Raw genomic sequence first — 13,822 nt, forward strand, 5'->3', positions numbered from 1 at the left:
GATATAATTATACCCCAACAAGGGCAATCGGGCACCAGCCTTCTCCTTTATACGACAAAAATGACAGTAGCGAAACCCGCCCATGTAAAATATTGAAGTAAAAATCCAAGCAGAAAGAGGAAGTACACTATGATCTCATACGGATGTCTGGCGATTATGTTTCTTTTTGTCGCCATCAAATCACTAATTTACTATATACATAAAAAACGCGCCCCGTCGATTACACAAATCGACACCGAGCTTCTGGCCCTGCTGAACCGGAGAAGTGAACGCAATGAATAGTTCCAAACAAGCTGTACAATTTCGCCCATTTACCCGCACAGAGCACGCCTTCCAAAAGCTAAGAGTCTGCAAGCGTTGTGGACAATTCACCGCCCTTTGGGAAGAGAAGTGTACATCATGTGGTCGGGATACACTAGTTCCTGTAGAGCAATATGCCAAACTTAGAGCCAAACGTTATTTTCGTAAAGACTTTGCCGTCGGCGTCATACTGCTGGCCGCTACTGTCTTTTTCGGCCACTCGCAGCAACAAATGTTTCTATGCGGTATCGTCGGTGCGCTGCTTCTGCTGCCCTTAGTGCTTCTACAGCAGGGTATTTATCCTTATGAGCAGCGTAGGCAGCTTATACGTCTGTTTAGAGGCCGTATAGAACAGATCCAGGAAGGGCTAAACGTTAATCATAAAAACGCGGTTGCCCTGCGGCAGCTCAGTGAGCGTGTCTCCTATGAGATGCTGCGTGAGATGGCTGTACTCATTCATAATGATCGGATAAGGCTCCAGCAGGTTGCCCTGCTGCAATCTTTTGTTCTCCGTAAAGACATGGAATTAACGCTCGATCCTCTCCTGATCAAGAGCTTTGAGCCGCTTATGGTCAGATATATCGGAGAGATTGCCAGACTCAATCGTGAGCTGATCAAGGACCGGACATTCCGATACGTAGTCTTTTATGAGCGCCGTATTCTGGAATTGGCAGGGGGCGAAGATATTCTCGTCCGCGTAGCCAGTGCAGCTGTCCGTAAAAAGCGCTACGTAGTCACCCATGCCGCTTTCATTTCCAGATATGTACGCAAACTGCCAAAGGAGCGAGTCCAGCGTTTATATCATATCATTCAAGAGAATCCGTTAGAACCCTTTGGAGATTTGGCCGATGAAGTAAAGATCATGTACCTGATGGAGCAATATAAAAGCTAAGCTGCCCACAATGCCCTTCTTTATATGACGTCATCCCGATCACAAATCACTGCAATGAATCAGCAAAAAACCGTCAGGATCACCAATGTGCCTCCAGACGGTTTTTTTAATTATGGATTATTATAACATTGTTATCTTTTTTATTGGCCTTGCAGTTTTTGCTGCGCATGTCGAATGGAAGTAAAGTTAAGAGCACGCACACCCTTGCTATCATACACAATAATCTCTTTATTCAAATATGGGTGTAGACCATTAAAATATCCAGGCATAATTAGTCTGCGCATAAATAGGTTTTTACCCAGCATACGGGGTGAATTGGTCGCTACGACAAGCATTTGCTGGTACGCAGACCATGGGCTAGGTTGAATATATGACAGACAATACTCGCCTGCCGTAAAGTCGTCGCCCAATGTATACCCTTCCTCCGTACATGTAATTTGCAGATCGGCCTGGTGCTTCTGAAGCAGCTCATGTCTGGACAAGCCCGAAGTGATACAAATCACGTTGCTATCAGCCAGTGCTTCCTCCGTAATATCATTAGAAGACACCACGGGATAATGAACACCGATATACGGATTCCAAGTTGCTGTTCGTGGGCTAGCCAAGGCGTTCGCCGTCCGTCTCACCGCCTGCTCTTCCTCCGGTGTAGCATAGCTGGATGGAAGGACAATGTGAAGACGATCCATATAAACGTCAAGCACACCCATACCGTGGCTCAAAACGTTTCTTCCCACGCTTTTCGAGCCCACCGTTTTCCTTTTGGCATCCGATTCTTTTGTAAAGCATCCACTGCTTTCTTCCTCCCGTTCGGCAATCAAACGGTATTCAGGTGAGGGGCGTTTATGTGACTGTGTTTTAACAAAGCGAAAGCGGCTGTATTCCCGCAAGTCCAACACGAAAATACGGGCTCCGATACGAACCTGGGCCAGCTCCAAGGGCATGACCTCTTGAGAAAGATGAATGATAAATTCTTCGGCGTGAACTGCCTCGATATCCAACTCACCTGTGGCACTCATTTCACCGTACAACTCGGCATATTCCTCATTTTCATCCATTCGCGTCAGTTCCAGCCAGTAAGCCCGGTTATGTCTCCCCCGTTCCGTCCGATAGGCAATACGCTGAGGTACGACATCTCTTTTCCATTGCATAAGCCAACCCAGTACGCCGTCCAGAAGTCTCAGCTCATGCGTGTCCCAGTGATTAGAATGACGTTCTACGACACCTTTAAAATGATCAGATGGAAGCGTTGTTACAGGGGCTGCATATGCTTGTGCAAATAAGTAATCCTGATCTCCGCATACATTCAATATTGGCATATTCAACAGATTTATCAGATGCTTAGGATGTGGCGCTCCAGAGATAACCGCAATAGCCGCAAAACGAGAAGGATAAGCCTGTGCCATCGCCCAGGCCGCATATGCTCCGTTCGAATAACCCGTCAGATAGACCCGATCTTCGTCCACTCGGTACGCTTGCAGTATGACATCCAGCCCCTCCAAAAAAGCAGCTTCTCCAATATAACTGCCCAACGTTACACCACGGCACGAAAAAGTAACGAATATAGCTTCCTCTTCCCAGCCTTGTCCAAAACCTCGATTCTGAAAATCCGGCAAACCCAGCTCATATCGCTTGCCTGGCATCAGGACGATCAGAGGATACTGTCGGTCAGTCGAGTAGCTTCTGGGAAGCTGAATGGTATAGCGTTGCAAACTATTGTCCAAACGGGAGACAAAGAATCCTTCCCCAATTCCGTCATTAGACAAAAAAATGTGTTCTTCCTGAAGTAAGGATGGGAGCTGTGACTGTTCGGTATATCCATTTGTGAAGATTTGTTTTAATAGCTTGATATATTCACGTACAACCCGGTAATCCCAGATTTCAAAAGGATCTTCCGGCAAATCCGTTAACCTTTTTAATTCCTCAAGCAGGCCCTCTATTTGTATTTTCTGCGCAGAAGGAAGAATATCTATAGCGCGGGCTTGAATGTACCGGTCATACTCTTCCTGCAAGCCCTCCACGACGACTGACAAAGGCCGCACAAGTGCCGAATACACAAAATGATGCTCCACAGCCTCATGATCCCGATATGTAACGGTGAAGTGCAGCATTCCCGTATTCTCGGCCTTTTCCTCATCCCAGTCATAGCTTTGCTCCTGCTCCCAATGTGCTGGAAAGCGATCCAGCTTCATGCCCTCATCATTTGTTACCTCGACCCATAACGTTTGATCTAAGGGAAGATCTATCCGATCCTTACGCAGTAAATAAAATAAGACCGGGCTGTCTTCACCCTCCCTGCCAGCACTTTTCTCAACCTCTAGCCATGCCATATGAAAACGTATATTACGCTCTACAAATTCACGATGCAGTTCTGTCACATCTGGTTCGTCGCATACCTGATTTCCACTGATACGAATAGAACGGGCCTCCTCGGGAATAAACGCAGCAATGATAACTACCGTGTGATCGCCTTCCTCCAGATACAAGCGAAAAGGACCGGATTCCGCATATACCAGTGTGCCATCTATCCAAATTTGTCCCGTTCCTTCAAAGGGTCTGAAGATCACTTCCTGTGCAGCCATACAACGAAGATTTGAAACCAGCAAAAGCCTTTCTTGTTCGGCCAAAGGCGGAAAAACACCTAGATTGAGTTCGGCAGTCCGAGGGTCCAGCTCGGTCAATAATCGGCACGCTGCCTTTCCTCCGGCTGAAAGCTCTATTCCTTCTTCACCACAAGCCTTTTCCAAATTCCAATCCTCATGAGCAAAATAATTGGACCATTCCCTGCCCACACCGCAATTCTCCGGGAGGATGACCGGACCGACTGCATAAGCAGACCTTAGACGTACCGGATGATCCGACAGCACAGTTGTTGCTTTTTCCAGATGTGTGAACCTCATAACATTCCCCCTCTAGGTTTTTGTTTCCTCAGAGACGTAGTCGCGGTAATATTCCGTTTAACATTCAATTGAACTATATAAAACTATTCGTTATTACCTCTACGTACTCCTCTGTACTTCTCAAAAAAGTAGCTATGATAAAAAAACAAAAAAAAGAGGCAGCCTCAGCCACCTCTCTTGATCATTACGATTATTTTCTTACAATGCTGCCTGCAAGTCTTCGATCAAATCTTCCAGATCTTCGATCCCAACCGAAATCCGCACCAAACCTTCGGTAATGCCTAACTCTGCACGACGTTCTACCGGAATAGAGGCGTGCGTCATACGTGCCGGAACGCTAATCAGACTTTCAACCGCTCCCAAGCTTTCAGCTAGTGTAAAATATTTTACCTTTTTCAGAAGTGCAACCGCGTTAGCATCACTACCTACATCAAAGGAAATGATGCCGCCAAAGCCTTCAGCCTGGGTTTTGGACAGTTCATGTTGTGCATGGCTTTCCAGTCCAGGATAGTACACTTTGCTAACCTTCGGATGTTTTTCCAAAAAGGCTGCAATTTCCTTCGCATTTTGCTCAATCGCTTCCATACGCAGACCCAATGTTTTAATACCGCGGATCAATAACCAAGAATCCTGCGGGCCGAGAATAGCACCAATGGCGTTTTGCAGAAAATGAAGTTGTTCTCCCAGCTCGTCGCTGTTCACAACAGCCAGACCGGCTACAACATCGCTATGGCCGCCCAAATACTTGGTAGCAGAGTGAATGACGATATCAGCCCCAAGTGTAATTGGCGTCTGCCAATAAGGGGTAGCAAATGTGTTGTCGACGATCAATAAAAGATCATGTTTTTTTACAAGCTCCGAAACAGCGCGGATATCCGTAACCTTCAAAAGCGGGTTCGTTGGCGTTTCGACATACAATGCCTTCGTATTCGGACGAATTGCTTTGGAGATGGCTTCCAGGTCAGTCGTATCCACAAATGTGGATTCAATTCCGATACGGCTGAGCACTTTGCTTACAATACGGTAGGTGCCTCCGTATACATCATCGGTCAGCAAAATATGATCCCCTGCGTTAAACAGTGAAAATACCGCATGAATGGCTGCCATACCCGAACCGAAAGCAAAACCGCGCTTTCCTTCCTCCAGATCCTTGATCAGCTCCTCCAGAGCAAACCGGGTCGGATTGCCTGTACGTGAATATTCGTATCCCTTATGGACGCCAATTTCCTCTTGCTCATAAGTGCTTACCTGATAAATAGGAACGTTAACCGCGCCTGTATGGGGATCGGTAGGAAGCCCGCCGTGAATTAGTTTTGTTTTGCGTTTCATTTTATATCCCGCCTTCATATATTTTTTTGCTCAGATAACGTTCGCTGCTATCCGGGAAAATGGTAACAATATGTGCGCCATCCGGTGCATTTTCTGCTTCCAGTAAAGCGGCATGTAAAGCAGACCCTGAAGAACTGCCAACAAGAAGGCCTTCACGTGCAGCCAGTTCCTTGACACGGTCAAAAGCATCGACATCGCTAATGGTGTGAATGGCATTGAAATATCCTTTATCCACAAATTCAGGGATTAATTCCATGCCAATTCCTTCTGTTTTATGTGGGCCTGACTCGCCGCCATTCAAAATGGACCCTTCCGGCTCCACGATGACCGTTTTAAGGGCTGCATTTTGTTCCTTAAGATAACGCGAGGTTCCCATAAATGTTCCCCCCGAGCCTGCACCTGCCACAAATACGTCCACTTTGCCGTCCAGATCGTTCCATATTTCAGGTCCCATTGTCGTATAATATGCCTCGGGATTGTCCGGATTACTGAATTGCCGTGGCAAGTAGGCATCTTTTATTTCAGCAGCCAATTCTTTTGTTTTCTCGATGGCTCCTTTCATTCCCTCACTTGTCGGGGTATGAACAATGCGTGCTCCCAATGCCTTCATCAGGTCCTGCTTCTCTTGGCTGAACTTCTCAGGCACAGCAAAAATAACCGAGATATTATAATGAAGCGCCGCCATCGCAAGACCAATACCTGCGTTGCCTGCTGTTGCTTCAATTAATGTCCCCCCTGGCTTCAGCTGACCTGTTTTTAATGCTTTTTCAATTAGAGCCTTCCCCACCCGATCCTTAACACTGCCACCGGGATTCATAAACTCCAGCTTCGCAAACAGGCGAATTCCTCTCGGTAGAGAATAGCTGTTCAGCTCCACTAATGGCGTGCGTCCAATGAGTTCAAGGGTATTTTGATATACATTCATAATTTCAAGCTCCTTTTAATGGCGAATCCAAAATAAACCAATGGTCAAAAATTAACGCCTATTGTCGGAGAAGTTCACTATCATCTCCGAGAAAACATAGTAATACGGTAAGTATTGATGCAATAAGATTTTATGTGTATTTGAAGCTTTTGTCAAATGGACCAGTCACAATACCCACACCCCCTGCCCGCTTACTCGATATGATAGAGAAGATGTCACAAAATACCCCCGTGCAACATAAGGAGGAGTTCATATATGGGAAAGCAATTTCTGAAGATAGCTGCCGTATATTTTGCCCTCAGTGTGCTGCTTAGTGTAATTATTGGCGTGTCGGGTGATTACAGCCTGTCCAATGTTCAGTCTCATACCCATTTGCTGGGTTGGATTGCACTTGGAATTATAGGTCTGATCTATGTGACCTTTCCTGCACTTTCAGTTACTATTCTGGCACATATCCATTTTTGGATGCATAATATCGGTCTGCCCGTGTTGATATTTGCGATTATAGGTGAAAATTACAAGGTTCCAGAGGCTGGAGTTTGGATCGTCATAGGATGGGTGTTACTCGCCGGGGGGACTATGCTGTTTATGGTGAATGTGTGGGATAGACTGCGCTAAAGCAAATAAGTTCTCTTCATTGGCCATAAAAATAAGGAGCCTGATCATGTCAGGACTCCTTGATATCTTCATTATATGTTAGCTATATACCAGCTTTGCTAGCTAAGTGTTCTATACTATTACTTCATTGTTTCATCCTGTACATGTTCTTTACAGAAGGTCTCAACAGCTTGCAACTCATCATCTTCAAGTTCAAGATCAATGTAACGATTCGTTACTTTTTCAATTAATTCATACTTTAGCAGTCCCGTCTTTTCTTCGTCTACTAAATAAAGACAACGGATATACAGTCCGTTTTCAGTGTATAGCTCGTCGTCCTCCTCTACCTCTACATCAATGATAAATTCATAACGCTGTCCAGTCAAAATACCAAAAGCATCTTTAATCTGATCTACTGTGTACGTTGTAAAGTTCAACATGTTTTTATTCCCCCCGGGTTTCCTTCAATTACGGTGCATTCTACGCCCGCAGGCAGTAGTTGTTCAACTTGTGTACGTACTTCTTGACGACTCAAATCCTGGCCCATGATGGATATCCAGCCCCGATCATTACGCGAGCGAATTAAACGCCCTATGCCTTGTCTGAGTCTAAGTGCCATGTGAGGCATATCTATCTGAATAAACGGATCTGCTGCATCCTTACGCAGAGCCGTAAAAACCGGATCATTCGGAGGAAATGGCAGTGACCAGATAATGACGTGCGACAGAGAAGGTCCAGGAATATCCAATCCTTCCCATAATGTAACAGCGCACAACACACTTTCCTCATCATTCTGAAAAGCTGAGATCAGATGGCTGATTTCAGCCGAACCTTCGTACAGAAAACGATAGGCAGACGCCTCCGGGTAGGCAACGAGACCCGTCTGGAATGCAGCCAGTTCTTCCTGTGAAGGAAACAGGATAAGCGCTCTTCCCTGTGATTTCTCCAGCAGTGCCAGTGCTCTCGGGATTGGATCATCCCCCGCTTGCAACGGGTACAGTGCAGCTTGCATCTGATCACTGTAGTCATAAGGTGAAGCAACAGAAAACGTTAGCGGATTTTCAATACCGAGACTCTGCGCCATATAGTCAAAAGAGCTCTCTACGGAAAGTGTAGCTGAAGAGAATACGATCGGTATATGCTGCGCAAATACTCGTTCTTTGAGAATCTCTTTTACCATCTTCGGCATAACCACAAGCGTTAATCCATCCTGATCCTCCATCACCCACGAAATGAGAAGTTCAGGACGCTTAAACAAAGCCAACGCGGTTTGAATCATTTCCAAATGTTCTTCCACAATTTTGACTTGATACTCATCCAAAGAGAATAGCCCGCTTTCAAATACAAGCTCTTCCTCAATCGTGCCGATCAATTCACCAAAGCGGTTTACCTCTCGAATCAGCGACTCATTCAGGATGAACTCTTTGCGATTAGAACCCTGTACAGGCTGACTGTTCTTATCAAGCGCAGCGAACAAAGCCTCACTTTGGGAGATCGCATCTTCAATCGTCATTGCCAAAGATTCCCGCACTTCTCCCTCCAGCAATCGGGTAATTATAGATTCAAACTGAGCGTGCTTAAGCTTGTAGGTAAGCGCATTTTGTGCCGCTGTCTCCAGCAAATGCCCTTCGTCAAAGACAACAGAGCTGTGCTCCGGCAGCAACGGCAGCTGACCCTCGCGCTTTCTCGCTTCGTAGGTCCATACATGCTCCATATAAAAGTCATGTGAGCAGATGACCAGATCTGCCGCTTTACGGTAATGATCACGAGACAACGTCTGACCGCAACGATGCCGCTGATGGCAAACGAGACAGTCTTGAAATACATCCCATCCGAGTCTGCTCCACTGTCCATCTGTTAGCTCGGGATATTCCTTTCGGTTCCCGTAAGGAGTGAAGGACTGTAACGTATCTGGAAAATGAACAAAATCCGGCAGTTCCTGATAAATATCACGGAAAACATCTGCGTCCTCATCCAGTCCGCCTCGTACCTCATCCAGCTTATTCAGACAAATATACTGATCCGGCGACTTCCCCAATCTGGCATCAATCGTCAGATTCAAATGCTGTGCCAGCTTGGCAATATCCCCTTCCGGCTTTACCAATTGTTCAATTAACGATTCGTCCGCACAGGCGATAATCGCCGGTTTTCTCATGTATCGGGCATATGCAATAGCGTACAGCAGGTATACGAGCGTTTTACCAGTGCCCACACCTGCTTCTGCAAAAATGGTCTTTTTTTCCTTATAGGCACGTTCTAGCTGGAATGCCATATAAATTTGTTCATCCCGAACCTCAAAACCGACTTCAGGCAAAACTTCATAAAATACATCCGCAATCCAGTCACTTGCCTGCTCAATAAACGGCTTGGACGGATCAAAGGCAAAAGGGTAAGTAGTCAATCGGGCTGTGCCTCCAATTCGTTCATAATGTGCATCCTTTCATTATAACGCAAAACAAGCTAAAAAGAACATGAAAACTGTAAGAACAGCTTACATTTTTTATTTCGCTATAAGAATCCCTTTAAAATAAAGGGACATACTTTTGTCTGAGTGAGACGCTACGTGTAGCATTTGATCCTACAATCGCTGTTACCCCGGGATTCTCAGATTTTCATAAACCTTTTAAAAGGTAGAAATCCCATGGCAAAGGCGAACGCTACGCTTCTCCAGATTCAAATCCTCCACTACGCTGCACACCACCGTTGTATCGTTATTTTATAAATGATAAATGTCTTGCTTTCCTGACAAAAAAAGTAAAAGAACCATAACAAAATGAAAAAACAAATAACCACCTAATGTATTGCAAGCATTAGCTGGTTTCTTGTTAATTGAAGAATATGCATTAAACAGAAGCTTTGGTGATCTCCTCTGATACTTACAGAAAAGACGATTGCTGCTCATATCGCTGCAATTCTTTTTTATGTACAACAAAGGTGTTGGCACAAAGATCGTGGAGTCCCTGTTTTTTGGCAGTAAAAGCAACCACAATATAAATAATTTGAGCAATTACAAAAGAAATAGCCTTAATCCAATAACGCCCTGAGGCGTGTAAAAATCCAAGACGTTTTCCTTCCTTGTCCACGACAACTAAAGAGAACGCAAGCTTACCCGGTGTAGCCTGTACTTTCGATGATTCCCATAAACCACAATACAGCCATGGTAGCACGAGCCAAAAAATCAGCGGCATCCAAATTAAAAACTCTAATATGAAGCCAGTCTCCTCTATGCCCAGAAGGGCTGGAGTAATAGAAAGTATACTCCCTACTAAAATGACTAATAAAGTCATGATGATCAGATCAATCAAAAACGCTGCTGTTCTTATCCAAAATCCTCCGTATATTCTTTTTGTACTATCACTTGTTGCTGTCATGATATGTATAACTCCTTTTGCAAATGAGATTTAAAATCCAGTTTATTCCTTTACACAAGATGATATCATACGGTTACCTACCTATATTGTCAATTTACGAATAAATACGCTTAAACAAGTAAAAGGACCTATTTCCATGCATCAAAATGAAAATTTTCATAGGAATTAAGAGCTTATATACAATGATTTTTCTTTGATTGGGTACAAAATAGCGCAGCTATGATCTCTTAACTACCCATAAGTAGTACTTTGGCATCGAAATAAATTCAGCCCTTTCAGGCATAAAAAACAGCGCATATGTAAATGAAATTACACACACGCTGCCTCACAATTCATTCCGTAAATCTGAAAAACGATAGGACGATTAAAAATGAGTTCGTTCTTGCACGCTTATACACTATATTTTTTTGCATTCAACACTAAACAAACCTTCTTCACCGCGCAGCTTTGCCAATGCCTCGACAAAGAAATAATCGCCATAGATAATGGGAACGTTGATGTGTTTTTGCTCAGGATAATGTACGGTCCCGTTCATCAGCAATCCCTCATGCTCCTCGCCCCACGCTGTACACGTATGATGCAAGCCCTCGAGGATAGATTCTGCAGCTTCTGTAAAATGCTCCGCACGCGTCGAATATTTTGCCAGCTCCAGCAAACCACTGGCCGCAATTGCCGCAGCCGATGAATCCCATGCCCCGCGGTGCTCTTCTTCTGCTCTAAAATCCCACACAGGCAGGCAAGCATCACCCAACTGGGATAGGAAAAAATCAGCCGTGTTCTCGGCCACCTTCAAGTAACGCGAATCGCGCGTGTACCCATACGAAAGCGTAAAACCATACAAAGCCCAAGCCGTGCCACGTGCCCAGGCAGAACCTGGAGCAAATCCCTGTCCGCCATGCTCGGCGACCTTTTTTCCAATCTCCGGATCGAATTCGACCACATGTGTGATAGAACCGTCTGAACGGACAAATTCACGTGCTACGGTATCTGCATGCTGCACAGCTAGAGCGGCAAAACGCGGATCTCCGCTTTCCTCCGAAGCCCAATAAAGCAAGGGTAGATTCATCATACTGTCTATAATCGCAACGCCCCGTGTATCCATGTCCTTCGAGGGAAAGTTCCACGCGCGAATAAAACGGCCATTCACGTTAAAACGGGCAGCCAGCAGATTGGCAGCCAACAGCCCACGTCTTCTGGACTCTAAATCTCCGGTCAGCCGATAGGCGGCCACACCGCTGAGCAGCCAAATAAAGCCAAGATCATGGTCTACAGCTTCGCTATTATAGAGTATTTTTTCCAAACGACCCTCGCACCGCTGTGCAATCCCGGCAGCCACACTGTCAGGACGCGCCCGATTGACTAGCCATAGCAGCCCCGGATAAAAGCCTGCTGTCCACCACGCTTCTTCACGATTATCATAACGTCCACCCTCAGCAACATGTGGAAAAGTGTCTCCCAGTCTTGCCGCCAAGGCAAGCGTCTTATCCAAAGCCAGCTCCCACGATTGCTCCAGCCACGCTTCTGCTTTCGTCATTTCTTTTTCCTCTCCTTTTTCCACATGTTAAACCATATTTATGGCTCTAGCTCTATCTATTCAGGTAACCGAATGATAAAGGAAATGCGATTACTTTCACATTCCAGACGCGCTCCCTTAAGTAACCCATTCCGACAGGCCACGGAAGCTAATTCTTCCGGCCATACCACGTTCGTTCCTTCCGTCGTCGGGATGACTTCGAGGCTTGCACCTGCGTATTCTACTCGAATGCTTTCCGTTTCTTCCCCGGCTGACATGACATGATGAATAACGCTGCGCTCCCGACCGTCATACGCCATTAAGGGAATAAGCGCCCCTACATTCTGAATATTGCCTTGAAGCTCATACGCCACTTCAATTTTGCCGGGTACCTGACGATAATGCGTTCGGATTTCCCTCACTCCCGGGAATGGGCCTTTCCACAGGAGTGTAAAATCCGTTGCTCCGTCAGACGCCGAGCTTTGTTCCATCTGTACGGTTCCTCCACCATCCTGCGGGTCAATCCCTCCATCCCGGTCGAACTCCAGCGTACCGGGAATACCTTCCGACAAGCTGTGCCACTTTCCGTCCTCCGTTTGCCAGGCCGGGGTGTAGCTTAGCGGGAAAATATCTCCCTCCGCGAAGCCTGTAAAGCCGCGGTCTGCGTGACCTGCTGAGGACGGACCGATCAGCGACGGCAGCGCAGACTGCTGAATACGCACGATGCCCGGAACATTGTACGGATCGTTGACCGATGTTTGCACAAGCATTTGCTGCCCCTCTACGGCTGCAATGACAGTCTGGAACCAACCGTCCGTTGCCAACACCCGGCTGCCGATCTCCGCCGGGATGAAGGTTGGGGAAATGCGATCCATCTCCTCCCCATGTAGAAGGGTGTGGGCCAGCACAGCCGCCGTCCACAGACTGTAGCAGGTATGATTCGAGTACACCTCGAAGCCATGTCGTGCCTCGGACGAATAATGATTACGGACGATATACAGCTTGCCTTCATCGGTCTGCCAGCGGCTAATCGCATGCCAGCATAGATCTGCTGCCCGTCGGAACGCACCTGCGAGCCCATGCTCTCCTGCTGTAAAAGCCTGCTGAGCATGTGTTGTAAAGACAAAGGCCGCCGCCGCTTCGTTCCACTGATGCTGCGCGCTTCTTCCACGCGGTGGAATTTCCCCGTGCGGGGATAGTGCCAGCAATGTGCTGAGCGCCCCCCTGCGAAGGTGGTCACGCAGTTCGAGTGCGCAGCTGCCATCATATCCGTTCTCCAGCATTACGCCCAAATGAAAACGTGTAACGATATCGTAGGCAAATGGACTATTGGGCCGATCCAGCGGTCCATCCTGGTACAGGCCCAAGCCGGTAAAACGAGGCAGGTGGTAGCTGCGGATATACGTCTCCATCCATTCCGAATCGGCTGCAATTCCTTCCGCTGCACGCAAAAACTCGCCGGAAATCATAATCGCATTCCAGTTGATCATCCGGTTCGGATTTTTCATTTTGCTCATCGTAAAAATGTAGGTCTGCTCCGGCTGAATTCTGCTCAGTTGTTGCTTCCATGCCGTGGCTTGTTCTGGCAGCAAATTTTTAAGGAGCCGATACGCGCCCATCATCATAATTGGAAAAAAGTCTGGGTGGTGATCTGGCGCTTTTTCCTCCACTACACAAGCTATGCTATGCGTCAAGGCCGCAGCAGCAGATTCCAGTAAATCATGCCGGCCTTCTTTGACCAACACCGCCGCAGCCAACGCATAGGACGGGGTGGAGTAGTACCGTTCACTTTCAGAATGGGGGTCAATGATAGCTCCGGTATCATCCTGATGCAGGGCATATGCGCGAACCAGCTTTTCCAGCACGACCAGCTTATGTTGGTGAGTCCATCCGTCATTCACTCGATTTGGCGCGCTTTCCACCTGTTCTATAAATCTCTCCAGTTCCGTCTGCCAAGGGTACACGCTGCCTGTCTGCAGCTTATTCATCCTGTCTGCC

At 46.6% G+C, this 13,822-nt stretch carries 11 protein-coding genes; 3 read left to right on the forward strand and 8 right to left on the reverse strand.

Going from position 1 to position 13,822, the window contains the following annotated elements; translation table 11 throughout:
• The first annotated feature begins 129 nt into the window (after window positions 1-129).
• Window positions 130-282, forward strand: coding sequence for a hypothetical protein (locus MHB46_RS03435; RefSeq protein ID WP_023988385.1), 153 nt, complete (start codon window positions 130-132; stop codon window positions 280-282).
• Window positions 275-1,192 (forward strand): hypothetical protein, encoded by a 918-nt coding sequence (locus MHB46_RS03440; protein ID WP_341161617.1) that lies wholly within the window; start codon window positions 275-277, stop codon window positions 1,190-1,192. Before MHB46_RS03435 ends, MHB46_RS03440 begins: the two co-directional genes overlap by 8 nt.
• A gap of 140 nt (window positions 1,193-1,332) precedes the next feature.
• Here the strand turns inward: MHB46_RS03440 and MHB46_RS03445 are convergent, their stop codons facing one another.
• From MHB46_RS03445 to MHB46_RS03455, 3 genes are all read right to left on the reverse strand, one after another.
• Window positions 1,333-4,089, reverse strand: coding sequence for a PHB depolymerase family esterase (locus MHB46_RS03445; RefSeq protein ID WP_341161618.1), 2,757 nt, complete (start codon window positions 4,087-4,089; stop codon window positions 1,333-1,335).
• 198 nt (window positions 4,090-4,287) lie between these two features.
• A complete protein-coding gene (locus tag MHB46_RS03450) occupies window positions 4,288-5,418 on the reverse strand; it encodes a bifunctional cystathionine gamma-lyase/homocysteine desulfhydrase (protein ID WP_069291805.1) in 1,131 nt (376 codons plus the stop codon).
• 1 nt (window position 5,419) lies between these two features.
• A complete protein-coding gene (locus tag MHB46_RS03455; RefSeq protein ID WP_023988377.1) occupies window positions 5,420-6,343 on the reverse strand; it encodes a PLP-dependent cysteine synthase family protein in 924 nt (307 codons plus the stop codon).
• A 255-nt stretch (window positions 6,344-6,598) separates the two neighbouring features.
• Between MHB46_RS03455 and MHB46_RS03460 the strand changes: the two genes are divergently transcribed.
• Entirely contained in the window at window positions 6,599-6,961 is a 363-nt protein-coding gene (locus MHB46_RS03460; RefSeq protein ID WP_341161619.1) for a hypothetical protein, read from the forward strand.
• A gap of 119 nt (window positions 6,962-7,080) precedes the next feature.
• On the opposite strand, the gene MHB46_RS03465 is transcribed toward MHB46_RS03460, so the two are convergent.
• The 5 genes from MHB46_RS03465 to MHB46_RS03485 form a co-directional block, all read right to left on the reverse strand.
• A complete protein-coding gene (locus MHB46_RS03465) occupies window positions 7,081-7,380 on the reverse strand; it encodes a DUF6509 family protein (protein ID WP_341161620.1) in 300 nt (99 codons plus the stop codon).
• On the reverse strand, window positions 7,374-9,341 hold the full coding sequence (locus tag MHB46_RS03470; RefSeq protein ID WP_250268182.1) for an ATP-dependent DNA helicase: 1,968 nt from the start codon (window positions 9,339-9,341) through the stop codon (window positions 7,374-7,376). The genes MHB46_RS03465 and MHB46_RS03470 overlap by 7 nt, the downstream gene beginning before the upstream one ends.
• A 475-nt stretch (window positions 9,342-9,816) precedes the next feature.
• A complete protein-coding gene (locus MHB46_RS03475; protein WP_341161621.1) occupies window positions 9,817-10,311 on the reverse strand; it encodes an RDD family protein in 495 nt (164 codons plus the stop codon).
• A gap of 397 nt (window positions 10,312-10,708) precedes the next feature.
• Complete coding sequence (locus tag MHB46_RS03480) at window positions 10,709-11,845, reverse strand: glycosyl hydrolase (protein ID WP_341161622.1); 1,137 nt, start codon at window positions 11,843-11,845, stop codon at window positions 10,709-10,711.
• Window positions 11,846-11,901: 56 nt separating this feature from the next.
• On the reverse strand, window positions 11,902-13,812 hold the full coding sequence (locus MHB46_RS03485) for a glycosyl hydrolase (RefSeq protein WP_341161623.1): 1,911 nt from the start codon (window positions 13,810-13,812) through the stop codon (window positions 11,902-11,904).
• Window positions 13,813-13,822 lie beyond the last annotated feature (10 nt).

This window comes from Paenibacillus sp. FSL H7-0703 (genome assembly GCF_038003485.1).
Taxonomy (GTDB): Bacteria; Bacillota; Bacilli; order Paenibacillales; family Paenibacillaceae; genus Paenibacillus; species Paenibacillus polymyxa_B.

Excerpts from the sequence above, each read along its gene's own strand:
- MHB46_RS03480 (WP_341161622.1), bottom strand. The coding sequence starts at position 11,845 with ATGACGAAAGCAGAAGCGTGGCTGGAGCAATCGTGGGAGCTGGCTTTG.
- MHB46_RS03440 (WP_341161617.1), top strand. The coding sequence starts at position 275 with ATGAATAGTTCCAAACAAGCTGTACAATTTCGCCCATTTACCCGCACA.
- MHB46_RS03445 (WP_341161618.1), bottom strand. The coding sequence starts at position 4,089 with ATGAGGTTCACACATCTGGAAAAAGCAACAACTGTGCTGTCGGATCAT.
- MHB46_RS03475 (WP_341161621.1), bottom strand. The coding sequence starts at position 10,311 with ATGACAGCAACAAGTGATAGTACAAAAAGAATATACGGAGGATTTTGG.
- MHB46_RS03435 (WP_023988385.1), top strand. The coding sequence starts at position 130 with ATGATCTCATACGGATGTCTGGCGATTATGTTTCTTTTTGTCGCCATC.
- MHB46_RS03485 (WP_341161623.1), bottom strand. The coding sequence starts at position 13,812 with ATGAATAAGCTGCAGACAGGCAGCGTGTACCCTTGGCAGACGGAACTG.
- MHB46_RS03450 (WP_069291805.1), bottom strand. The coding sequence starts at position 5,418 with ATGAAACGCAAAACAAAACTAATTCACGGCGGGCTTCCTACCGATCCC.
- MHB46_RS03455 (WP_023988377.1), bottom strand. The coding sequence starts at position 6,343 with ATGAATGTATATCAAAATACCCTTGAACTCATTGGACGCACGCCATTA.
- MHB46_RS03465 (WP_341161620.1), bottom strand. The coding sequence starts at position 7,380 with ATGTTGAACTTTACAACGTACACAGTAGATCAGATTAAAGATGCTTTT.
- MHB46_RS03460 (WP_341161619.1), top strand. The coding sequence starts at position 6,599 with ATGGGAAAGCAATTTCTGAAGATAGCTGCCGTATATTTTGCCCTCAGT.